The sequence below is a fragment of the Pseudomonas sp. CBS genome, assembly GCF_024734645.1.
In the GTDB taxonomy this organism is placed as follows: Bacteria; Pseudomonadota; Gammaproteobacteria; order Pseudomonadales; family Pseudomonadaceae; genus Aquipseudomonas.
Map to the genome: position 1 here is coordinate 5,096,031 of NZ_CP102929.1, position 21,561 is coordinate 5,117,591.

Sequence of the window (21,561 nt, forward strand, 5' to 3'; positions counted from 1 at the left end):
CTTGTTATTGATGTGGGCACGGTAGAACCCGGCGACTATGCCGCAAAGCCTTTGTGACTGTCCAGTTCTATGCAGTAGGCAGCACGATTAGCGAGGATTGCGCAAAATATGTGACCGCAAGGCTGAATCCGGTCAGTGTGGGGGCGGGCTTGCTCGCGAAGGCGGTGGTTCAGCCGCCACATGCGTTGACTGCTGCGCCGCCTTCGCGAGCAAGCCCGCTCCCACATGTTGATCTTCACAAGACGGGGGAGCCGGTCAGACGCGGAATGCCTGCACGGCGGTATTGAGTTGCCCGCCAAGTACCAGCAAGTGCTCTCCCTGGCGGCGTCCCTGGCCAATTCGCAGCAAGTTGTCCTCACCTAATTGGTGAATCCGCTCACTGTTATCGCGGATTTCGCTCACAGCGCCACTTTGCTGGGCGGTGACATCGGCAATTCGCACCGCAGTGTCGGAAATGGTCTGGATCGCCCCGACGATTTCATCCAGCGCGCCGTCAGCCGCCTGGGCTTGTTCGGCAGTGGCCTCGGCGTGCTCGACCTGGGCGCGCATGCCTTCCACCGATTGCCGGGCGGCGGTTTGCAGGCCGGCGATCAGGTGCTGGATCTCGGCGGTGGCGCCGGCGGTGCGTTGGGCCAGGGAGCGCACTTCATCGGCTACCACGGCGAACCCGCGCCCGGCCTCACCGGCCCGGGCGGCTTCGATGGCGGCGTTCAGCGCCAGCAGGTTGGTCTGCTCGGCAATTGAGCGAATCACCGTGAGTACGCCGCCGATGGTTGCGGACTCTTCGGCGAGTTTCTCGATCATCTGCGCATTTATCTGCACTTCGCCGACCAGTGCGTGCAACCCGGTCAAGCTCAGGCCGATCACCCGTTGACCCTGTTCCACGGCTTGGCCTGCACTGCGGCTGGCTTCGGCGGCCTGGCTGGCGTCGCCGGCAACCTGCTGGATCGTGGCTTCCAGTTCGCCCAGGGAATCGCGAATCTGCGCGGTGTCACCGGCCTGGCGCTCGGCACCGTCGTGCATGCCGCTGCTTAATTCCGCCAGGGCGCTGCTGCTGCCGGCCACCTGCTCGGCGTTGCCGCGGATGGTGCCCACCAGGTCCACCAGATAGGCGCGCAGGCGATTCAGGGACTCTTCGATATCGTGCAGTTCGCGGTTGGTCTTGCCCAAGGCAATGGGCTGGCTGAAGTCGCCTTCGGCCCAGGTGGACAAGGCCGGCGCCAGGTTGGTCAGCACCCGCGCCAGGCGTCGCTGCAAGGTATCGATCAACAGCGCGATCAGCAAAATCAGGCCGATCATGATGCCTTGTATCAGCCGCACTTCGCCCTGGATCTGCGCATGCTGGGCCCGCACTACCGGCTCCAGGCTGGCGATGGCTTGCTGCACGGCGTTGATTTTCAGGTGGGTGCTGCTGGCCAGTTCGGTGCGTTGCTGGATTTGCTCACGGGTGCGTTTCAGCTCGGCGGGGTAGCGGGTCAGCAGGCTGTTGAGTTCGCGCTTGAGGTCGACGCCGGTGTCCTGGGCCACGGTTTTTTCAGCGTTTTCCAGGCCCATCATGGCCGAGAAGTCGTCGGTATTGGACTCGCTGCTGGCGGTCACCCCCAGCAATGGCAGTTGCCCCAGCAGGTCAGCCTGGCTGCGGATATTGCTGACTTCGCGCTCCACATCGTCGGCCAGTTCGCTGCGCCCGCTGCTTACCAGCTTGTCCCGGGCCAGGGAGAGTTTGGCCAGGTGCTGGGACGCGGCGAGCAACGGCGGCAGATAACGCGCGGCGTCGGGGGAGGTGACGCCGCTGGCGTACTGATTCAATTGCTCCAGATTGGCGCCGAGCTCGCGTTCGGCTTGCAGCAGCAAGGCCTGCGGGTCGCCCGCCAGCTTGCCGGCGGCCAGCAGGTCAGTCTTGCTGAAGGTATCCAGGTCTACCAGGCTGGGGCGCAGGTTTTGCGCCAGCTCTGCCGGCAGTTCATCCAGATGCTGCAACAGGTTTTCCAGGCTCTGGCTGGCGCTGCTCAGGCGCAGGGCGTCGCCGCTGGCGAGGTAATCGTCGATATTGCGCGCGGCCTGGTTCTGGAAGGTCTGCGACAGGCCCAGGTAGCGCTCCATCAACAGATAAGGCCGCTCCAGGGCGCGTTGCGACCACCAGAGCGTCGCGCCCAGGGCCAGGCAAACGGCGACCAGAAGGAGGGTGTTCAGATTCGTCAGCAGCTTCAGGCGCATGCGTGGTTTCAACCGACAGCAGAAGTAAGTGCCTGAAGTTATTGCGTTTCCATTACAGAGTTATGACGGATTCGGTGGATTCCGGTGAAAAGGTGGCACTTTGCTTTGATGCGCGTGCCGAGATCACCCGGTTACGCCCTGCATCTTTGGCACGGTACAGCGCCTCGTCAGCCTGGGCCGCCATCATCAGGCTGTCGGAACCATCACACAGCTCCACCACGCCGGCGCTGAAGGTGCACCACAAATCCTGGGGCTGGGCGGGGTAGTGAATCTCGGCAAAGCGCCCACGGATTTCGTCGAGCACTTTGCAGGCCGAGTCAAGATCGGTGTCGGGCATCACGATGGCAAATTCTTCACCGCCGTAACGGCCTATATAGTCGGTCTTGCGCAGGCGCTGCTTGAGAAACAGCGCGAGGCTCTTGATCACCCGGTCGCCCATGGGGTGGCCGTGGCTGTCGTTGACCCGCTTGAAGTGGTCGATGTCGAGCATCGCAAAGCTCAGCGGCTTGCCCTCGCGGCGCGCGCGGAAGCTGCAGTCTTCGAGCAATTGCAGGATGTGGGTGTGGTTGTACAGCCCGGTGAGGCTGTCGCGCACCATCCGCGCCTTGAGGTTGCGCGCCCGCGCCGCACGGTTGCGCACGGTGGTGATCAGGTGTCGGGGTTTGATCGGCTTGGTGAGGAAGTCGTCGCCGCCTTCGCTCATGGCGTCCAGTTGCTTGTCCAGGTCGTCTTCGGCCGAGAGGTAGATGATCGGCACGCTGACGTAGCGGTCATTGTGGCGGATCACCTTGGCCAGTTCGGTACCGGTGCAGGCCGGCATATACATGTCGAGGATGATCAGGTCGGGCTGGAAATCCGCCAGCTCGGCCATGGCCTGGATCGGTTCGATCAGCGTGCGGGTGACGATGCCGGCGCTGTTGAGCAGGCGCTCGGTGTGCATCGCCTGGGCCCGCGAATCGTCGATGATCAGCACTTTATAAGGTTCGTACTGGGCGACGCAGGTCAGCACTTCGATCTTTTCCAGCAGGCTCGACGCCTCCAGGGTCCCGGTGAGGAACTCCTGGCCGCCGGCGCGCACGGCGGCCAGGCGAGTGGGCGTATCGGTTTCGTGCAGGCTGAAAAACAGCAGCGGCAGCTTTTGCTCCAGGCCTTCCTGGGCTTCGGCGGCAAGCTTCAGGCCAAGGCCGGTGCCGCAGAAATCCACATCCATCACGATGGCCGCCGGCAAGCGCTCGGCCATCGATGCGCGAAATGCTGCCACGCTGTCGAGGGACTGTGCGCTCAAACCGAAAAACTCCAGCTGCTTGGCCAGGCGCTCGGCGCGGTCGTGGTCGGCCAGCATCACGTAGATCGGCTTGCGCATCGGCGGCAGGAGGGTTTGTTCCAAGTGGTCGCCCTGGCGCAGGCCGGTGCGGGACAGGCGCTGCATCAGGCGATTGAGTTCGGTGATCAGGTGGCTGCTCAGGCGGCCGCGGTTATCGTCCACCCCCTTGAGTGAAGCGTTGATCTGGTGCGCCAGTTGGCCGTGCTCCGGCTGCTCGAAGCGTTCGGCGAAGCGCAGCAGGCGCAGGTTGGCCTCGCCGAGTTCGGTCAAGTCGGCGGTCGACCATTCGCTGCGTTGCAGGCGCTGCCAGATCTCAAGAATTTGACGTGCCTGATGAATTACCCGCTGGGCAAAATGGTGCTTGAGACGCTCACGGCTGGGGTCTTCTGGCTCGGTCATATCCTGACTACTAGTTAGGCTGCATGCTGAGGTCGAACTGATGGCTCTATGCTAGCACCTCTTTTCTGTTGCACGAGTGTCATACGTCAATTAACTGCGAGGTCCTGGAGATTCATTTACCGACCAGGCAGTCGCGCGGGCGTAAACAGCGTGCATCCTTTATAGTCGAGCCGCGCACTTGCGCCACCCCGACTAAAAGCGCCGCAATGCTCGGCACGATGGGGTAGGGTTGTGGTCGTAGCTATTGAACTCAAGTGATTGAAAGGATATCGCCATGCTGGACTGGAAAAACCGCGCAGGCAGTGCAAAGGGCCCGGCCCCTGAAACCAAGTCGGCCCCTCGCAGCTATTTCCGTAACCTGCTGATGAGCCGTGCGTTGCTCTCGCTGGTTGCGTTGTATCTGTTGGTCACCGGTGCCCTGGGTTGGTACTGGAGCGAAGAGCCTGCATTGTTCCCGGTTCAGCAGAACGCACAGATTGCCGCCGAGAAGGATGGCAAGCAGATGGTGGTGGGCTTCACTACCGTCGAAACCCTCAAGACCGTGGTGGGCACCTTGCTGAACAAGCCGGGTGGCTACATTTCCAACGACCGTTTCCCGCCGGGCCTGTGGATGGACAACATGCCGAGCTGGGAATACGGCGTGTTGGTGCAGGTACGTGACCTGACCCGTGCCTTGCGCAAAGACTTCGCCCGTTCCCAGTCGCAGTCGGCGGAAGACGCGGACCTGGCCAAGGCCGAACCGCGCTTCAACTTCGACAACAAGAGCTGGGTGCTGCCGTCCAGCGAGTCGGAATACCAGGAAGGCATCAATTCCCTGAGCCGCTACGAAGCGCGTTTGTCCGACCCGAATCAGCGCGGCGCGCTGTTCTATGCCCGTGCCGACAACCTGAACAACTGGCTGGGTGATGTGGCGACCCGTTTGGGTTCGCTGTCGCAACGGCTGTCGGCCAGCGTGGGTCGGGTCAAGCTCAACACCGCGCTGAAAACCGAAGCGCTGGCGCCGGGTGAAGTGCCGCAGGTCGACGAAGAAGTGGTGGAAACCCCATGGATGCAGATCGACAACGTGTTCTACGAAGCCCGCGGCCAGGCCTGGGCCTTGTCCCACCTGCTGCGCGCCATCGAAGTCGACTTCGCCGACGTGCTGGCCAAGAAGAACGCCACCGTCAGCGTGCGCCAGATCATTCGTGAGCTGGAAGCCTCGCAGGAACCGGTATGGAGCCCGATGATTCTTAACGGCAGTGGTTTTGGCGTCCTCGCCAACCATTCGCTGGTCATGGCCAACTACATTTCCCGGGCCAACGCTGCAGTGATCGACTTGCGTCAGCTGCTTAACCAAGGTTGATGATGGACGCTTCCACCAGGGAGGCTGCGCACCGCGCGGCCTCCGACGCCGAACTGATTGCCTGGGTCGACGAGCAGGACAACCTGCTCGGCAGCCTGGTGCGCTCCGACCTGCGCCAGCGCGGGCTGATCGGGCGCTGCACCTTTATCTTCCTGTTCAATTCGGCCGGTGAGCTGTGTGTGCATAGGCGCACCCTGAGCAAAGCCATGTACCCGGGGTTCTGGGACACGGCGGCGGGCGGGATGGTGGCGGCTCATGAGTCTTACGCCGAGTCGGCGGCCCGGGAGCTGGAAGAGGAGTTGGGAGTAAGCGGCGTCGAATTGACCCCGCACGACCACTTCTACTTCGAAGACGGCGACAGCCGGCTCTGGTGCACCTCGTTCTCTGCCGTATGGGACGGGCCCCTGCGGATCCAGCCGGAAGAAGTCATGGAAGCGCGCTTTCTGCCACTGGCGACGGTGTTGCAAGAGGCCGAACAAAAGCCCTATTGCCCGGATGCACAGGAAGGGCTGCGTCGTTATTTGGCCCTGCGTCGCTAAAGTTGCATAAATTGGCGCCATTTGGCTCTTAGCAAGGGGCCTTTTTGCCGTTACACTGCGCGACTTTTCAAGCTGAACCGCTGTTGTTCCACCCTGTAGGAGCGAGCTTGCTCGCGAAAAACGTAAGCACGACGCGTGCTGTCTGAAGGCCCGCGTTATCGTTGACGACCTTCGCGAGCAAGCTCGCTCCTACAGTGGTTTGAACATCGGCGGCTCAGTAGCGCTGCCCCTGCCTGAGTGGGGCTTCGCGGTCGATGATCCCATCGATCAGTCTTTGTCCTCCCAAGAGGATTGCCGGTGGCCAAAAAAGCCGCATCCTTCGCCGCCCTTGGTGGCCTGGTATTTTCCACCGACGCAGGTCGACACTGCCCGGACTGTCGCCAGCCCGTGGACGCGTGTACCTGCAAAACAACCCTGATTCCCGAAGGCGATGGTATTGCCCGCGTACGTCGCGAGAGCAAGGGCCGTGGCGGCAAGACGGTGACCACCATCACCGGCGTGCCCCTGGCCGAAGACGACCTGAAGGCGTTGGCCACGACGCTGAAAAAGCGCTGTGGCACCGGGGGTGCCTTGAAAGACGGCATCATCGAGATTCAGGGCGACCACGTCGAGTTGCTGTTGGCCGAGCTGATCAAGCTGGGTTACAAGGCGAAGAAATCCGGCGGCTAGCAGCCTCTGTGAAAACCACCCCGATGACCCGCTTGCTGAACGCGAACTGTCGTCTCCATGGTTTTCACAGAGCCTGTTCCTGACCGGTGTCTAAACTCTGTCCTGCAAGTGGGGTCTACCCCTCTCACAGGCAAATCGTCATTTTCATTCTTTAGACTGCGCCAGCCTCTGATCAGGCCGGTGCACTTCGACTTCATTTATAGGGGACTTCGATGTCCGTACGACGCACACGCAAAGACGATGGCAGCCAATGGACAGTTGCGGACAGCCGCAGTGTTTACGGGATTCGCCATTGGGGGGCCGGGTATTTCGCGATCAATGATGCCGGTCGCGTTGAAGTCCGTCCGAACGGCCCGAACAGCACGCCTGTCGACCTGTACGAGCAAGTAGACGAGCTGCGCAAAAGCGGCCTGTCCCTGCCGTTGCTGGTGCGCTTCCCCGACATCCTGCAAGATCGCGTGCGCCAGCTGACCGGCGCGTTCGACTCCAATATCGAGCGCCTGGAATACCAGAGCAAATACACCGCGCTGTACCCGATCAAGGTGAACCAGCAGGAAGCGGTGATCGAGAACATCATCGCCACCCAGGACGTGTCCATCGGCCTGGAAGCCGGCTCCAAGCCTGAGCTGCTGGCCGTGCTGGCCCTGGCCCCGAAAGGCGGCACCATCGTCTGCAACGGTTACAAAGACCGTGAGTTCATCCGCCTCGCGCTGATGGGCCAGAAGCTCGGCCACAACGTGTTCATCGTGATCGAGAAAGAATCCGAAGTCGGCCTGGTGATCGAAGAAGCCGCCAACCTCAAGGTCAAGCCACAGGTGGGCCTGCGGGTGCGGCTGTCGTCCCTGGCGTCGAGCAAGTGGGCAGACACCGGTGGCGAGAAATCCAAATTCGGTCTGTCGGCGGCGCAACTGCTGTCGGTGGTCGAGCGCTTCCGCGCGGCGGGCCTGGACCAGGGCATCCGCCTGCTGCACTTCCACATGGGTTCGCAGATCGCCAACCTGGCCGACTACCAGCACGGGTTCAAGGAAGCCATTCGTTACTACGGCGAACTGCGCAACCTCGGCCTGCCGGTGGACCACATCGACGTGGGCGGCGGCCTGGGTGTGGACTACGACGGTACCCACTCGCGTAACGCCAGCTCCATCAACTACGACATGGACGACTACGCCGGCGTGGTCGTGGGCATGCTCAAGGAATTCTGCGACGCGCAGAGCCTGCCGCACCCGAACATCTTCTCCGAGAGCGGCCGTTCCCTGACTGCCCACCACGCCATGCTGGTGGTGCAAGTTACCGACGTCGAGAAGCACAACGACGACGTGCCGCTGATCGAGAACAAGGAAAGCCTGCCGGAAACCGTGCAATGGCTGGTGGACCTGCTGGGCCCGACCGACATTGAAATGGTCACCGAAACCTACTGGCGCGCCACACACTACATGAGCGATGTGGCCACCCAGTACGCTGACGGCAAAATGACCCTCGCCGAAAAGGCCCTGGCCGAGCAATGCTACTTCGCCGTGTGCCGCCGCCTGCACAACTCGTTGAAGGCGCGCCAGCGCTCCCATCGCCAAGTGCTGGACGAACTCAACGACAAGCTGGCCGACAAATACATCTGCAACTTCTCGGTATTCCAGAGCCTGCCGGACACCTGGGCCATCGGCCAGGTACTGCCGATCCTGCCGCTGCATCGCCTCGACGAAGAGCCGCTGCGCCGCGCCGTGCTGCAAGACCTGACCTGCGACTCCGACGGCAAGATCAAGCAGTACGTGGATGAGCAAAGCATCGAGACCAGCCTGCCGGTGCACGCTGTGAACGAGGGTGAAGATTACCTGCTGGGCATCTTCCTGGTGGGTGCCTACCAGGAAATCCTCGGTGACATGCACAACCTGTTCGGTGACACCGACTCGGTGAACATCTACCAGCGTGATGACGGTTCGGTGTACAGCGCCGGGATCGAGACCCACGACACCATCGAAGACATGCTGCGCTACGTGCACTTGTCGCCGGAGGAGTTGATGACTCACTACCGTGACAAGTGCGCCAGCGCGAAGATCACGGCGGCGGAGCGGACTCAGTTCCTGGATGCGCTGCGTCTTGGTTTGACGCGTTCGTCGTACCTGTCCTCGTAAGTACACCGCTCCCAGGCTGACAAAGATCTCAACGTGACAGAGATCCAGTGTGGGAGCGGGCTTGCTCGCGAAGGCGGTGTGTCAGTCAATACATGTGCAGACTGATACACCGCCTTCGCGAGCAAGCCCGCTCCCACATTTGGATCGCCGCAAGTCCTGCAGTTTTTATAGGGCCTGAATAATGTCGAAAAAGCTCCTGCAAGTGTTCACCTTGGCCATCGCGACGCTGCTCGCAGCCTGCTCCCCGATCAAAGTGCTCAACGCACTCACCCCCACCAACACCTTCACCAAAACCTCCTCCATTGCCTACGGCGATGACCCCCGCCAGAAACTCGATATCTACCGTCCCGTCACCGCCTTGCCCGACGCGCCCGTCGTGGTGTTTTTCTATGGCGGCAGCTGGAACAGCGGTTCCAAGGATGACTACGGGTTTGTCGGCGAAGCGTTGGCCTCCCGTGGAATCGTGGTGGTGATCGCCGACTACCGGCTTTACCCGCAAGTGCGTTACCCACTGTTTTTGCAGGACGGCGCCCAAGCGGTCGCCTGGGCGCATCAGCACAGTGCCGAGTACGGCGGCGATCCCCGCAAGCTTTATGTGATGGGCCACAGCTCCGGTGCCTATAACGCGGCAATGCTGGCGCTGGACCCGCAGTGGCTGGCCGGGGTCGGCCTGTCGCCGTCAATCTTCAAAGGCTGGATCGGCCTCGCCGGGCCGTATGATTTCCTGCCGATTGAAAACCGTGATGTGCGCCCGGTGTTCTTCTACCCGGACTCGCCGCCCGATTCCCAACCCATCAACCACGTGAGCCAAAGCGCACCCCCCAGCCTGTTGATTGCTTCGGTGGACGACAACCTGGTCAACCCCAAGCGCAACACCGGCGGGTTGGCGAAAAAGCTGCGAGCGGCGGGTGTGCCGGTGGAGGAGTTCTACTTCACCAAGACCAGCCACGCCACATTGGTGGCGTCGATGTCCCGGCCGCTGCGCTGGCTGGCGCCCGTGCTGGACCGGGTCACGGCGTTTATCACGTTCACGCCGGGCCAGTAAGCCAGCGGTCCTGCTTGTTCAGGCGCCAGGCAATTGCCCACAGCGTCAGGCTGCGCAGGGCCATGAACAACAGGAAGGTTATCCACAAGCCGTGGTTGCCCAGGCCCTGCAAGGCCCAGGCGAAGGGCAGCACAATCACCACCGTCAGCAGCATGCCGTTGCGCATTTCCCGGGCGCGGGTGGCGCCTATGAACAGGCCGTCCAGCAGGTAGCTCCACACGGCGATCAACGGCAGCACGGCGAGGTAGGGCAGGTAGATGTCGGCGGTTTCGCGCACGCTCGGGATGTCGGTTTGCATGGCGATAAACAGGTGGCCGAACACGGCGAACAGGATCGCGAAACCGACGCTGGCCAGCAGCGACCAACCACAGGCCACCACCAGCGAACGGCGCAGGGCCTGGCGGTCGTGGGCGCCAATGGCGTGGCCGCATAACGCCTCCACCGCGTGGGCCAATCCGTCCAGGGCGTGAGCCGTCAGCAACAAACCGTTAAGCAGCAGCGCGTTCGCCGCCACCGTCGCATCACCCAGTCTGGCGCCTTGCACGGTGATCATGAAAAACACTGATTGCAGGGCCAGGCTGCGGATGAAGATATCGCGGTTCACCGCCAGCAGCGGGCGCCAGCTTTGCCAGAGCTTGAGCGCGGCCCAGGCGATATGGCCGGGGTAGGCCCGCAGGGCTTTTTGGGTGAGGGCCAGGCCAAGGAGGGCGCCGGTCCATTCGGCGATCACCGAGGCCCGGGCCGAGCCGACCACACCCCAATCCAGGCCCAGCACGAACCACAGGTTGAGGGCGATGTTGACGAGGTTTGTGGTCAGCAGAATCGCCAGCGGTGCGCGGGCGTTTTGGGTGCCGAGGAACCAGCCCACCAGCGCGTAGCTGGCCAGGGCGGCGGGCAGGCCGAAGAGGCGGGTGTGGAAGAATTCGCGGGTCAGCTGGTTCAGCTCGGGCGAGGGCTGCATCCAGTCCAGCACCAGGCCGCTTAACGGGATGCCGATGCTGCCGAGCAACATCGCCAGGCCCAGCGCCAACAGCAGTCCCTGCAACAGAATCTGCCGCAGCGCGGCCCCATCACCGCGCCCGGCAGCCTGGGCGGCAAACCCGGTGGAGCCCATACGCAGGAAGCCCATGGCCCAGGCGAGGAAGGTGTACAGGCTGGCCCCGACGGCCACGGCACCGAGTTGATGGGCGTGGGGCAGGTGGCCGATGACCATGCTGTCTACCAGCGCTACCAGCGGCACGGAAATGTTCGACAGGATCATCGGCGCGGCGAGGGCCCACACGCGGCGGTGGGTGGGGCGGTCGCGCCAGTCGGTTAGCAGGGAAGTCATGCGGGCTCCTTTGGGGAGCGGTAGTGTAACTGTCCATTAGCTGCGCCGCAGATCCAATGTGGGAGCGAGCTTGCTCGCGAAAGCGGTGTGTCAGTCGCCGGATGTATTGGCTGATCCACCGCCTTCGCGAGCAAGCCCGCTCCCACAGTTTTGACCGCGTAGTGTCAGGTTTTGCGCGGGTGCAGGCATTCGATGGAGCGGTCGACAGTGGTCTTGGCAATTTCCAGCAGATGCCAAACCGCCAGGATCTTCGCCCGCTGCGGGCTTTCCAGCAGTTCGCCGCAATCAAGCGCGGTAGCCGAGGCGCTGCTCAGCAGGCTGGCGGTGTAGAGCAGGGAATCTTCGAAGCTCAGGTCTTCGTTGATGGTGTGGAAGCCTTGGGATGGCAGGTAATGTTCGAGGGCGCGATTGAAGGCGGCGCGGTCGTTGAGGAGGTCGCTGGGTGGGTCGGGAACAAGCTTGTGCATGGTGTAACTCCACTAGTAGGTAAGGAGCTGACACCCGCGCGACTAAACGAGGGTGGCGGCTGTACGCAGGTTAGTCGACCGGCTAGTGGAACCCGGCGCACCCGAAGGTGCCCTGCGCACAGCCGCCATGAAGCATGGCGACAACTTGCGCTCACTAATTCCGGGCGACTAAACCCGATCACTGATAGGCAGTGAAGGAGCGAAGACTAGCCACCGGTCCTGGCAGGCACAAGGCTGAAAGATTGTCTCGGAAACGTCCCTCAAATTAAAGGGATTTGCCTTGCTGGCCCTTTATTAATGCACCACCCAACTGAGCACCCAGAGCCCGAGCATCAACCAGATAATCCCCATGATGATCGAAGCCCGCATAAACGCGCGCACCGCCGAGTACAACAGCATCAGGCCGATAATCAGCATGAGGATGCTGATGATCGAGGTGTCCATCCCCAAGGATCTGGACAGCCCGTCGACAAAGTCGCCGCCCGCGTGGGACAAGGTATTGAACAGCCCGCTGAACAACTCGACGATAAAGTGGATGATCTGGCCGATCTTGAGACCCAGCCATCCGAAAAAGTCTGTTTGCATGTGTGTGTCCTGATAAGACGGTGGGCGTAGCTGCCGAACCTGAGCCTTTGTTCGTTATTGGCCCAAGCTAGTTCCCTTCTAGCATAGAGGTTTACGGGCCGCAGGGATTCACTTGCCTTCGCGCGGCTTGCGCCCGAAGCTATACACCTTCAGGAGCGCCCCATGAATCTCGACCACCTCACCGAACGCCTGCACCGCATCCGCGATACCAACGACTGGAAGCAGTTCCACAGCCCCAAGAACCTGGCGATGGCCGCCAGCGTCGAAATGGCCGAGCTGGTGGAGATTTTCCAATGGTTGAGCGAAGACCAGTCGCGCGAGTTACCCGCCGACAAACTCGCCCATGCCGGCCAGGAAGTGGGTGACATTGTGCTGTATCTGCTGCTGTTGTGCAGCGAATTGGGGTTGGACATGGATCAGGTGGTACAGGCCAAGCTGGCTGACAGCGAACGGCGGTTTGCCAAATGAGCGACCGTCATTTCGACCAGTTGGCCACCCGTTTCGCCGAGAAGATCTACGGCGGTGCCAAGGGCGCGATTCGCCTGGCGGTGCTGCAAGCCGATCTGATTGAAGCGTTGCCGGATCGTCCGCTGCGGGTACTGGATATCGGCGCAGGGCTGGGGCATATGTCGCTGTGGCTGGCCGAGCGTGGCCACGATGTAACCCTGGCCGAACCCGCCGAGCTGATGCTCGAAGGCGCCCGCCAGCGTTTTGCCGAAGCCGGGCAGACCGCCACCTTCATTCAGGCGCCCTGGCAGGACCTGCTGGGTCAGCTCACCGAGCCCTACGACCTGGTGCTGTGCCATGCCGTGCTGGAATGGCTGGCCGAACCCCACGCGATTCTGCCGGTGCTGCACCAGTTGACCGCGCCCGGTGGCTGGCTGTCGCTGGCCTTCTATAACCGCGATGCCTTGATTTACCGCAACCTGCTCAAAGGCCACTTCCGCAAAATGCGCAAGAACGACATGGCCGGCGAAAAGCAGAGCCTCACGCCGCAACAACCCCTGGACCCACGGGAATTGGCGACGCAACTAGAGGGCCTGTGGCAGGTCGAAACCCAGAGTGGCGTGCGGGTGTTCCACGACTATATGCCGGTGGAATTCCAGGCCCGGGCCGAGTTGCAGGATTTGTTGGAGATGGAGCTCGCACACCGTCGTCACCCAAGCTTTGCCGGACTTGGGCGTTATTTGCACTGGATCTGCCGTCCGGTTTAAGCGGCCCAGTCTGCGGAGGTCGAAATGAAGCGCTGTCTTGGACTGATTCTGCTGGGCCTGGGCCTGGCGGGTTGCCAGAGCAACAACCCGTATGTGGCGGCATCCGCCCCGATGCCGCCGGCGCCTGCCCAGGCGGCCAACACCTTTGATGCCAGCGCCTACCCGGCGCCGGTGCGCGACTATGGCGCCTACCGCAGTTGGGCCTGGCTCAACAACCAACTGCCGGCGGGCTCGGCCTGGGCCGATTCGGCGCAGATTGCCGAGGCCGTCAGCGGCGCCCTCGATCAGCGCGGCCTGCGCCCCTTGCATGACAATCGCACCCCCGACCTGCTGGTAAGCGCCGACGTGCGCCTGGAAAAACGCCTGCGCCAGGTCCAGGACGACTACGGCTACGGTTACGGCGGCTATAACCGCTACGGCAACGGCTACGGCATGTACAACAGTGTGCCGGTGGTGCGCACTTATGAAGTGACGGTGGCCGTGGCGCGCATCAGCCTGTTCGACGCGCGCACCCGCCAGCCGGTATGGAGCACCAGCGCCGAAACCACGAGCCAGGGCAGCCTCAGCGAACGGGCCGACTCCCTGCGTGAGGCGATGCAAAAGGCAATGACTGCCTACCCACCCAGTTAGCAGCTATTCTCATCTCAGGCCCGGATCGTCTTTTGGAGAACAACCATGCTTCGTCGTATTGCTGCACTTGCTGTTGTTGTGTTGCTGGGCGGTTGCCAGACCAGCCAGGTCAACCATGATTTCGACGCCAGCCGGGACTTTGGCGCGTACCGCAGCTGGAGCTGGAAAGAGCCGGCGTTGCAATACCGCCCGGATGACCCGCGGATCAAGAGTGACCTCACCGAGCAGCGCATCCGCCAGGCCGTGGGCGAGCAACTCGACCAGCGTGGCCTGCGCCCTGCGGCGCCGGGTACCAAGGCTGACCTGAATGTGCAGACTTACCTGATCGTCGAAGACCGCCAGCAACAAGTCACCACCAACTACGGCGGCGCCTGGGGCGGCCCGTGGAATGGTTACTGGGGCGCGCCGATGTACAACGAAACCCGCAGCATCACCTACAAGGTGGCCACCATCCAGATTGATTTGCTGGACGGCAAGGACGGCAAACTCGTGTGGCGCGGCAGCGATGAGCAAATCCTCGCCAGTTCCCCCGAGCCACAGGACCGCAGCGCAGCTATTCGTGCGACGGTGACGAAGGTGCTGTCCAACTACCCGCCGCATTGATTCGTTAATCTGCCCTCCGCCAGTCGCCTGCCCATGGCGACTGGCCTGCAGCCCCCGCCGCTGTTGTCTACACTCCCAAGCAACACAGGAGAGTAAGCGCTCGGCAGTGTGCCGGCAAAGGAGTGCTCGATGTCTCCCCGACTTCGTTCCGGCCGCCTGGCCGGGCATGCAAGGCAGCGTGGTGCGATTGGGTTGATGGCGGCCCTGACCCTGGGCATGGCGCTGGTGTTTCTGTTGGTGGTCATCGACAGCAGCCGGCTGTATCTGGAAAAGCGCAAGTTGCAGTCCATCGCGGATACGGCGGCGCTGGAGTCGGCCAATCGCGGCGGGCAATGTGCGACGGGGACCACCGCCAACGATTACGCCACTCAGAACGCGACACGTAATGGCTTCACGGTTGTCGCGAACACCCGTGCACTCACCGTCACCTGCGGCACCCTGGTGACCAATGCGAGCAATCTTCGGGTATTCAGCGCCGACGCCACGAAAAACGAGGCGATCCAGGTGGTGGCTTCCGAGACCGTGACGACCAGCGTCGCCGGCGGCCTATGGAACCTGCTCAACGGCGTACCCATGGCGACACAGACGACCGTCAGCGCGACGGCCGTTGCGGCATTGGGGCCACCACTGGCGGCATTGACCATTCGCAGCACGGCCCTGGTCGTGGATTCGACCAACGCGCCAATGCTTAACGGCCTGACCGGCGGCTTGTTGGGCGGTGCGTTGAACATTTCGGTAGCGGGCTGGAACGGCCTGATCAACACCAATATCTCGCTGCTGAGTTACCTGGACCAGTTGAAACTTGACCTGGGACTGACCGCCGGCGGCTATACCGAAGTGTTGGGTAACACGATCTCGGTTGGCCAGTTGATTCAATCGGCAATCAATGTGCTGGACCCCACCCATACGTTGACGGGCACCGCGACCATCGTCAGCCTGCAAGCCCTGAAAATAGCGGCGGGGGCGACCCAAGTGGTGCTGGGCAATGTCCTGTCGATCGAGAGTGGCAGCAATGTCGCCGCCCTGGCGGTCAACATGCGGGTGTTTGACCTGATTCAAGGTTTCGTACAACTGGCCAACAAGAAAAACGGCCTGGTGGCCAGTTTTCCCATCAACCTGCCCGGGGTTGCGCAAATCACTGCCAGTGTTCAGGTGTTACAGCCGCCGCAAATGTCGGCCATCGGTAACCCGGCCCGCGCTACGGCAGCGGGGCAAGACACTCGCTTCGGCCCGAACCGGATTTACGTACAAACCGGCCAGTTACGCACGAAGCTGTCGGTTAATTTGCCGGTACTCAATACGGTCTCTGCCCTCACAAACGCAGTCACCGGGCTGGTTTCGCCGTTGCTGGGCACCCTCACGGCGTTACTCAATCTCAACTTGGTTGGCGTCATCAACTCGTTGACTTGCGCGGTCTCGTGCACGTCCCCGTTTATTCAAGTGTTGCCGCCACCGGTGGGTATCGATATCGAGCTGGATGCCGCCAGTGCCAGCAGTTGGGTCACGGGCTACACGTGCCCCAGCCCTACCAATAAAAGCCTGACCACTGCCACTAATACCTCCTTGGTGAACCTGAGGATGGGCAAGATTGACTCCAGCAGCGTTTTTGGCCCCGGCCCCACGCCCCCCACGGTGGTGGTGGCGCCCTTGAAGGTCGTGGATATTGGCACTCGCACCTGCACGTTGATCGTGTTTTGTTCAAACACGCCCTCGGTCGGTGGCGGTTTGGGGTTGTCGGCCAATATTCAGGTAGGCGGTGCCTCCGGCGTTCCTCACACCTACACGTCGCCCAATTTGCCGGAGATCTCGCAGCCGCCGTATTACTACAGCTACAGCACCACCAATATTGTCAGTGGCTTGACGGACCCGGTAAATGGACTGGTGCCGGGGCTTAACCTGAACATGTACGGGCCGACTCCCGGTAACGAGAATCTGTTGGGCAACGTGATCGGGGGGCTTGGGTCAATTTTGAGTGGTGTTACCACCGCGCTGCTCAATGTGCTGAATGCAACGTTGATACCCCTGCTTAACTCGGTGGTAAACACACTGTTGTTGGGGCTGGGAATCGACCTCAACCAGGTCGGGGTGGGCGCCAACCTCAGTTGCCACTCAGGCCAGGCTTACCTCGTGATCTAGGCCTAGCTCACCAGCGGCAACTCCACACAAAACTTCGCCCCATGTTCACTGTTGGCGACGCTCAACCGGCCGCCCATGTTTTCGACAATGCCGTAGCTCACCGACAATCCCAGGCCGGTGCCCACGCCAATCGGCTTGGTGGTGAAAAACGGTTCGAAAATCCGCTCCAGCAAGCGCGGGTCGATCCCGCCGCCGTTGTCTTCCACCCAGATGCGTACGTGGCGGCTGTCGTGCTCGATCTGCACCGAGATCCACGGCTGCAGGTCGTGGTGGTGTTCGCGTTTGCTCAGCAGGGCATCGCGGGCGTTGACCATCAGGTTGATCAGCACCTGTTCCAACTGGTCGACATAGCCTTTGACTTGCACCGTAACGTCCAGCGGCGCAATACGCAGGTCCACGCCTTTGCCGCGCATGCCCTCACTGAGCAACGACAAGGTGCCTTCCACGGCCTGCGTCGGGTTGAAGGGCTGCTGTTCGACTTCCGAACGGCGGCCGAAGACGCGCATATGGTCCACCACGCGGGCCGCCCGCTGGACCTGGGAGTCGATGCGCTGGAGTTTTTCCGTCAGGTAGTCGATCTGTGCATCACCGTTGCTCAAGCGCTTGAGCACGTTGACGATGGCCATGCGCATCACATTCAACGGCTGGTTGATCTCGTGAGCCAGGCCGGTGGCCATTTCGCCGAGGGTGGCCATTTTGGCGCTTTGGGTCAGTTGCTGCTGGGAGCGGCGCACTTCGGTGTTGTCCCGGCCTACGGCTTGCACTTCCTGTAACCGGCCCTGTTCGTCGAACACGCCCCGGTCCGACCACACCCACCAGGCATGGGTACGCCCCGGCAGTTGCAGGCTGATTTCGGCAGTGCTCACGGGGAACTCCGGGGTCAATTGCTGGATGCGCTGCACAAATGCCTCGCGCTGTTCTTCGGACAACCACTGGCTGAGGTTCATGCCCGGCAGGTGTTCAGGCCGGCATTCCATGTAGTGGGCCAGGGGCGTATTGCCGAAGGTCAGGGTCAGGTCCGGACGGTAGCGACAGATCATGGCCGGGGAGTCCTCCACCAGGATCCGGTAGCGTTCCTCGCTGTCCTTGACCCGTTGCGCCGCCAGCGTCGACTCAGTGACGTCGAGCCACAGGCCCACGGCTTCCACGGGCAACCCCAGGTCGTCGCGCAGCAGCCGGGCTTCATCCAGCAGCCAGTGGTAGTTGCCTTGTCTGTCGAGCACCCGGTAACGGCAGCTCACGTGGCCTTCGCGCAGCAGGTGGCGGGTACGGTCGAAGTAGAGGTCGCGGTCTTCGGGGTGGATCCATTGGTTGAGCGACGCGGGGGTGAAGTCGGCCAGGGTACGGCCGAGCAACGGCAGCAGGCTGTCGCTGAAGAACACGGGTTGCAGGGTGCCCTCGACGTAACGCTGCACATAGATCACGGCGGGGGAACTGGCGATCAGGTTGTCCAGTCGTGCGTGGGCGGCGGCGGCCTGTTGTTCCTGGTTTTTTATGTCGCTGATGTCGAGCATGAAGCCCACCAGTCGACGCTGCTCCCCCGAGCCCAGCGCTTGCCCCTGTACGCGGTACCAGATGGGGTTTTGCGCCGGGTCGGCACGTTGCAGGCGAACGCTGCTCGAGAGCGGCTTGCCCAGGGTCTTGAGGTCTTGCAGGCGGCTGGCGAGTTCTTCCCGGTCGGCGGGGTGAATCAGCTTGAGCCACATCGGCAGCGATAGCCGTGTGGTGGCCTCGCCTTGGCTCAGGGTATGCAGCAGTTGAGGGGCTAGCTCAATCTCTTCACTGTGTGGAGGCAGCTCCCACCAGCCGGTGCCGAGCAGTCCTTGCAGTGCTTCAAGGCGATCCAGTTGCTGCTGATGACGCTGTTCGCGCAGGCGGCCCAGCAGCGGCGCGGCGAGGGCGGCGGTCAGTTGTAACCAGTCACGCTCGCTGTTGGGTTCCTGGCGGCTATAAAAGCCGCACAGCAGCCAGGCTCCTACGCCATGGCCGTCCCGGTAAGGCACCAGAAAACCGTCCGCATTGCCAAACAGCCCTTGCAGCCTTGGATGATCGCTATGGCCCCGGTTTACGTTGAGACTCACCGGGGCCGTGCCGCCCAGGCTGTCGAGGCTGGTGCCCAGAGCCTGGCCTTGGCTCCAGAGCGCCGGTGCGTCGTGTGACGCGTAGTGGCCTTGAATCCACCAGCCCTGGTCCTGCTCATCCAGCACCGCGATTGCGACACAGGGGACGTGCCAGGACTGAGCGATGGTTTGCAGCGCGTCACCGAGCACCTCAGGCAGGCGCGTCAGGCTGCATACCCGCAGTTGCTCGCTGATCTGATCGCTTATCCGCTGATGATGTTCGCGCGCGAGTGTGAGGTGGCGCTGGTCAACCAGGTCACCGATGTCCAGCAATTGCAGAAGCCAGCCTTTGCCCTCGGGTTGAATCCAGCCACGGGTATGCAAGACCTGGCCGGCGAGCCCCTTGAAGTCCAGGTCCAGGCTATGCCCCTGCCAGTCGCCGGGGGCGCCTTCGATCGCCAGGGCGCTCTTTGCACACAGGTAGTCAAGCAGGGGTGGCGGCTGTTGCTGTAGCGCTGGCGGGTGTTGCAGGCGATGTCGAAGGGCGCCGTGCACCTCCAGAACATGGCCTTGGGCATCCAGGTACATCAGCAACGCGGCGTTCGTGGGCATCGTTGCCGGTGCGTCCGTCGCCAGATGATTGCTGCGCCCTAGCAGCCGCCCCAAGAGGTTGTCCCCGGATGTCAAAATTGCAGGCTCGATTGGGCAGAAAGCGTGGTGGGCAGGCTGGGCACCGTACCAATGCCGGGTAACACCAGAAACGGTAGCACGTTTTTGAGGTTCGCCGAGGGGTAGTTGATTTTCACCGTCAGCAAGCCGAGCGGGGTGTAGGTGGCCGTCACGTAGGAGGGCAGAAAATTGAACGCGGGGGGGATCCAGCCCAGTTGGGCCTGGGCCGCCGCGGTGGCACGGGCGGTAATCGCATCGGCGTAGTTGGCGGTGGAAGGGTCCAGCGCGACACTGCGCCTGACGCCCTCAGCGGCGGCCTGCGTGAAAGACTGCATCAGCAGCAACGGCAGGCTGTAGCTGACGAGGCCATAAAACACGCCAAAAAAAATCATGAAGACCATCGCGAACTCAAGCGCGGCGGCACCTTTTTGTTTTCCGGGGAGGCCATATTTCATGACTGCGTCTACCCTGACTGCTACTACCTGATATCAGCATAGAATCATTCCGCAAAAAGGGATTTTTTTTACGTGATTCAAAGCCTCGTCCTATTCATTTGGTTGGCGCTGTGCGCTGTGCAAGATATTCGTGTACGTCAGATCTCCAATCGCTTGACCCTCGGAGCTGGCCTGCTGGCGCTGGTTTATCTGCTCTGGAGTGGCACCACCTGGCTCGGCGCGCCGGCTGCCGAAGGCGGCTGGGCGTTTGCCCTGGCGCTGCTCTTTACCTTGCCAGGTTATGCACTGGGCCGCCTGGGTGCCGGTGACGTGAAGTTGATCGCGGCATTGGCGCTGGCGTCCAACCACCTCTACGTATTGGGCACCTTTATCGGCGCAGGCCTCGCCAGCGCGGCTTGGCTGCTGCTGGCCCCCAGGCTATGGCCGCTGATGAATCAGGGGCTTAGGAACACCTTGCAGTACCTGCATCCGACGCGCTCGGCCAAGCAGCCGTTCGTGCCGTTTTTATTGATCGGTTTCTGCCTGACCTGGATTTGGATCCCATTAGTCGCCAGGTAGGCTATCGCTATGTACATAGTAGGAAAGTACGTCTACGTTTATGGATAGGCTGTATAGGAAAGTCGTCGGAATGGATCGGTCGGTCTTTGGCTTGCCCAGGCATGGAGTAGCGCGTGAACAAGCTTATATCTGAAGTGAAAGTGCTCGTTGTCGATGATCAGCCCCTGATCGTGGAAGAGCTTTGCGAATTTCTTGAAAGCAGCGGTTACCGCTGTGTCCCTTGCAACTCCAGCCAGCAGGCTATCGAGCGTTTTCGTGACGATACCGAGATCGGCCTGGTGCTGTGCGATCTGCACATGCCGGAGATGGATGGCATCGAACTGGTCCAGGCTCTGCAACGCCTGGCCGGCAAGCAGCGGGTGTTTGAAGCCATCATGTTGACCGGGCGTGCCGACAAGCAGGACGTCATCAAGGCCCTGCGCGCCGGGATTGCCGATTACTACCAGAAGCCGATCAATTTGAGCGAGCTGCTTGAAGGGTTGCAACGCCAGGTCGTGGCGCTGCAAGACCGCCAGAAAAACCTCGACCTGGGGCATCTGAACCAGAAGCTGCAGTTTCTCTCGGCGTCCATCGACGATCTTTATCATGACCTCGACAAGGTGCGCAGCAGCCCGCAATCGACCCTGTCGAATGAAGCCGAGGGCGAAGTCAGCGAGACTGACAGCATTGAAATACCGGCGATCTTCAATCAGTTGTCCCCGCGCCAACTGGACGTCGCAAGGTTGGTGGGCAAGGGCCAGACCAATTATCAGATTGCCTGTGAGCTGGGCATCACTGAGAACACGGTGAAACTCTACGTGTCTCAGGTGCTGCGCCTGACCCATATGCACAACCGCACCCAATTGGCGCTGGCGTTATCGCCGAGTAATTCGACGGCCCGCCAGCGCGTCACTGCCCACTAGTTGCTGTTGCCACCGGGGGTATTGCCGCCCTGTTTCTGTTCGAAATACTCGGGGATAGGATGCTTGTAACTTTCCAGTAAACGTTGCATGGCCTGCTCGCGTTCAGCGGGTGCGGCCTTTTGCGGGTGGGCGGATGCCCGTTCACCGCTGACTTGCATCTGCAGCCAGCCCTCGGTCTGTTGTTGATAGGGCGAAGAAGGCCCCGGTTCGATGGCCAGCGCGCTCAGTGGCAGGCCGGCTAACAGCAGGTTGGCGAGCAGTTTGAGTTTCATCTGGTTTACTCCCTGAAAG

At 61.7% G+C, this 21,561-nt stretch carries 20 protein-coding genes; 12 read left to right on the forward strand and 8 right to left on the reverse strand.

Going from position 1 to position 21,561, the window contains the following annotated elements:
- Nucleotides 1-255: 255 nt before the first annotated feature.
- Nucleotides 256-2,217 (reverse strand): methyl-accepting chemotaxis protein, encoded by a 1,962-nt coding sequence (locus tag NVB75_RS23240; RefSeq protein WP_258343515.1) that lies wholly within the window; start codon nt 2,215-2,217, stop codon nt 256-258.
- A gap of 52 nt (nt 2,218-2,269) precedes the next feature.
- Nucleotides 2,270-3,940, reverse strand: coding sequence for a PleD family two-component system response regulator (locus NVB75_RS23245; RefSeq protein WP_258343517.1), 1,671 nt, complete (start codon nt 3,938-3,940; stop codon nt 2,270-2,272).
- 274 nt (nt 3,941-4,214) lie between these two features.
- Between NVB75_RS23245 and NVB75_RS23250 the strand changes: the two genes are divergently transcribed.
- From NVB75_RS23250 to NVB75_RS23270, 5 genes are all read left to right on the forward strand, one after another.
- On the forward strand, nt 4,215-5,282 hold the full coding sequence (locus NVB75_RS23250) for a DUF2333 family protein (protein ID WP_177025945.1): 1,068 nt from the start codon (nt 4,215-4,217) through the stop codon (nt 5,280-5,282).
- A gap of 2 nt (nt 5,283-5,284) precedes the next feature.
- The gene (locus NVB75_RS23255) at nt 5,285-5,821 is read left to right on the forward strand and encodes an NUDIX hydrolase (protein ID WP_076017974.1); all 537 of its coding nucleotides are present in this window, start codon (nt 5,285-5,287) and stop codon (nt 5,819-5,821) included.
- Between the two features lie 297 nt (nt 5,822-6,118).
- Complete coding sequence (locus NVB75_RS23260; RefSeq protein ID WP_258343520.1) at nt 6,119-6,490, forward strand: translation initiation factor Sui1; 372 nt, start codon at nt 6,119-6,121, stop codon at nt 6,488-6,490.
- A gap of 212 nt (nt 6,491-6,702) precedes the next feature.
- Entirely contained in the window at nt 6,703-8,616 is a 1,914-nt protein-coding gene (gene speA / locus NVB75_RS23265; RefSeq protein ID WP_258343522.1) for an arginine decarboxylase, read from the forward strand.
- A gap of 181 nt (nt 8,617-8,797) precedes the next feature.
- Complete coding sequence (locus NVB75_RS23270) at nt 8,798-9,661, forward strand: alpha/beta hydrolase (protein ID WP_258343523.1); 864 nt, start codon at nt 8,798-8,800, stop codon at nt 9,659-9,661.
- Here NVB75_RS23270 and NVB75_RS23275 read toward each other — a convergent pair.
- The 3 genes from NVB75_RS23275 to NVB75_RS23285 all read right to left on the reverse strand — a co-directional run bounded on the left by NVB75_RS23275 (nt 9,645) and on the right by NVB75_RS23285 (nt 12,043).
- Nucleotides 9,645-10,991 carry an MATE family efflux transporter gene (locus NVB75_RS23275; protein ID WP_177041421.1) on the reverse strand — a complete coding sequence of 449 codons (1,347 nt, stop codon included), beginning with the start codon at nt 10,989-10,991 and terminating at the stop codon, nt 9,645-9,647. The genes NVB75_RS23270 and NVB75_RS23275 overlap by 17 nt on opposite strands.
- Nucleotides 10,992-11,155: 164 nt before the next feature.
- Nucleotides 11,156-11,458: a DUF6124 family protein gene (locus NVB75_RS23280; protein ID WP_023659366.1), complete on the reverse strand. Its 303-nt coding sequence runs from the start codon at nt 11,456-11,458 to the stop codon at nt 11,156-11,158.
- A 294-nt stretch (nt 11,459-11,752) separates the two neighbouring features.
- Entirely contained in the window at nt 11,753-12,043 is a 291-nt protein-coding gene (locus NVB75_RS23285) for a hypothetical protein (protein ID WP_003212934.1), read from the reverse strand.
- A 162-nt stretch (nt 12,044-12,205) separates the two neighbouring features.
- Here NVB75_RS23285 and NVB75_RS23290 point away from each other — a divergent pair, with 162 nt between their 5' ends.
- The 5 genes from NVB75_RS23290 to NVB75_RS23310 all read left to right on the forward strand — a co-directional run bounded on the left by NVB75_RS23290 (nt 12,206) and on the right by NVB75_RS23310 (nt 16,626).
- On the forward strand, nt 12,206-12,511 hold the full coding sequence (locus NVB75_RS23290) for a MazG-like family protein (protein WP_008439012.1): 306 nt from the start codon (nt 12,206-12,208) through the stop codon (nt 12,509-12,511).
- Nucleotides 12,508-13,257: a methyltransferase domain-containing protein gene (locus tag NVB75_RS23295; protein WP_258343524.1), complete on the forward strand. Its 750-nt coding sequence runs from the start codon at nt 12,508-12,510 to the stop codon at nt 13,255-13,257. Before NVB75_RS23290 ends, NVB75_RS23295 begins: the two co-directional genes overlap by 4 nt.
- A 24-nt stretch (nt 13,258-13,281) precedes the next feature.
- Complete coding sequence (locus tag NVB75_RS23300) at nt 13,282-13,887, forward strand: DUF4136 domain-containing protein (RefSeq protein WP_258343525.1); 606 nt, start codon at nt 13,282-13,284, stop codon at nt 13,885-13,887.
- Nucleotides 13,888-13,932: 45 nt separating this feature from the next.
- Entirely contained in the window at nt 13,933-14,490 is a 558-nt protein-coding gene (locus tag NVB75_RS23305; protein ID WP_258343526.1) for a DUF4136 domain-containing protein, read from the forward strand.
- Between the two features lie 129 nt (nt 14,491-14,619).
- Nucleotides 14,620-16,626, forward strand: a complete 2,007-nt coding sequence (locus NVB75_RS23310; RefSeq protein ID WP_258343527.1) for a pilus assembly protein TadG-related protein — start codon at nt 14,620-14,622, stop codon at nt 16,624-16,626.
- Nucleotides 16,627-16,628: 2 nt separating this feature from the next.
- On the opposite strand, the gene NVB75_RS23315 is transcribed toward NVB75_RS23310, so the two are convergent.
- Both NVB75_RS23315 and NVB75_RS23320 read right to left on the reverse strand, forming a co-directional pair.
- Nucleotides 16,629-19,373, reverse strand: coding sequence for a PAS domain-containing sensor histidine kinase (locus NVB75_RS23315; protein WP_258343528.1), 2,745 nt, complete (start codon nt 19,371-19,373; stop codon nt 16,629-16,631).
- A complete protein-coding gene (locus NVB75_RS23320; protein ID WP_258343529.1) occupies nt 19,370-19,810 on the reverse strand; it encodes a TadE/TadG family type IV pilus assembly protein in 441 nt (146 codons plus the stop codon). The genes NVB75_RS23315 and NVB75_RS23320 overlap by 4 nt, the downstream gene beginning before the upstream one ends.
- Before the next feature lie 72 nt (nt 19,811-19,882).
- Between NVB75_RS23320 and NVB75_RS23325 the strand changes: the two genes are divergently transcribed.
- Together NVB75_RS23325 and NVB75_RS23330 are read left to right on the forward strand one after the other, a co-directional pair.
- The gene (locus NVB75_RS23325; RefSeq protein WP_258343530.1) at nt 19,883-20,368 is read left to right on the forward strand and encodes a prepilin peptidase; all 486 of its coding nucleotides are present in this window, start codon (nt 19,883-19,885) and stop codon (nt 20,366-20,368) included.
- 113 nt (nt 20,369-20,481) lie between these two features.
- Nucleotides 20,482-21,270, forward strand: a complete 789-nt coding sequence (locus NVB75_RS23330) for a response regulator transcription factor (protein ID WP_258343531.1) — start codon at nt 20,482-20,484, stop codon at nt 21,268-21,270.
- Here NVB75_RS23330 and NVB75_RS23335 read toward each other — a convergent pair.
- A complete protein-coding gene (locus tag NVB75_RS23335) occupies nt 21,267-21,542 on the reverse strand; it encodes a DUF3613 domain-containing protein (protein WP_258343532.1) in 276 nt (91 codons plus the stop codon). The two genes, NVB75_RS23330 and NVB75_RS23335, sit on opposite strands and share 4 nt — an antisense overlap.
- Nucleotides 21,543-21,561 lie beyond the last annotated feature (19 nt).